We start from the raw sequence: 1,209 nt of genomic DNA on the forward strand, positions 1-1,209 counted from the left end.
GGACGCTCACCACGACCAATCCGGACGGGTCGACCACCACGCAGAACCTGGGCGACGGCACCAAGGTGACCAACCCGGACGGTTCGGTGACCTCGCTGGGCGACGACGGCAAGCTGACCACCACCTTCCCCGACGGCACCAGCCAGAGCATCGACCCGTCGACCGGTCAGGCGGTCACCACCGACCCGAACGGCCACACCACCACCCAGAACCTCGGCGACCTGGGCAACCTCAACGGCGGCAACGGCACGAACGATCTGGGGGATCTCGGCGACCTCGGCGACCTCAACTCCCGCCCGGACACGCAATCCCTCGGCGACCTCGGGAACCTCAACGGCGACCAGTCCGGTCTGGAGTCCTCGACCGGCGCCCTCACCTCGCTCGACCACGGCGACTTCGCCACCACGTTCGCGGACGGCAGCAAGGCCAGCTTCGACCCGGACAGCGGGATGCTCACCTCCACCAACCCGGACGGCAGCACCACGCTGACCGACCTGACCCACGGGGCGAAGGTGACCAACCCGGACGGCTCCGTCACCAGTCTCGACAACGGCATGCTCACCTCCACGAACCCGGACGGCAGCAAGCAGGTCATCGACCCGGACACCGGCATCGCCACCGTCACCGACCCGCAGGGCCACACCAAGACGGTCGACCTGCACGACCTCAACTCCGCGGGCAACAAGAACAGTCTCGACATCCCCGACGGCCTGAACAGCCCCGGTGGCGGCGGCTCTACGAGCCGGGACGTGACGTTCCCCGATCTGAACGGCGGCGGCAGCGGCGCGGGCTCCGGCGGTGGCAGTGGCGCTTCTGTCGGTGCCGGCACAGGCCTCGGCGGCTCCGCACTGGACGGTCTGGGCGCGGGCGGAGCTGCCCCGCTGTCCGACGGATCCTCCGCGAACGGCCCGGCCGCTGCCGGCGGCGGGGCCGGCACACCCGGAGCCCCCGGCACGCCCGGCTCGCCCGGCATGCCGATGGGCGGCGGCATGGGCGGCATGGGCGCGGGCGGCGAGAAGGGCAACGGCGAGCGGGTGCGTGCCGTGCTGGTCGACGCGGTGGAGGAGAGCGAGCGGCGCAACCGCCGCAGGCGCAGCCCGTGGAACCGCCAGGAGGACAGCGACACCTTCCTGGCGCCGGCCTCCCGCGTGGCGACCACCGGCGGTGACACCTCCGAGGAAGAGGCGGAGCCGGGCCGCAGGGCCACGT

The 1,209-nt window shown here is 72.2% G+C and carries 1 pseudogene; it reads left to right on the top strand.

The window, feature by feature from the left end:
• Positions 1-1,209, top strand: a pseudogene (locus ACQKIP_RS47805) (AAWKG family protein); the annotation flags it as partial.

The sequence above is a fragment of the Streptomyces sp. NPDC059900 genome, assembly GCF_050270335.1.
In the GTDB taxonomy this organism is placed as follows: domain Bacteria; phylum Actinomycetota; class Actinomycetes; order Streptomycetales; family Streptomycetaceae; genus Streptomyces.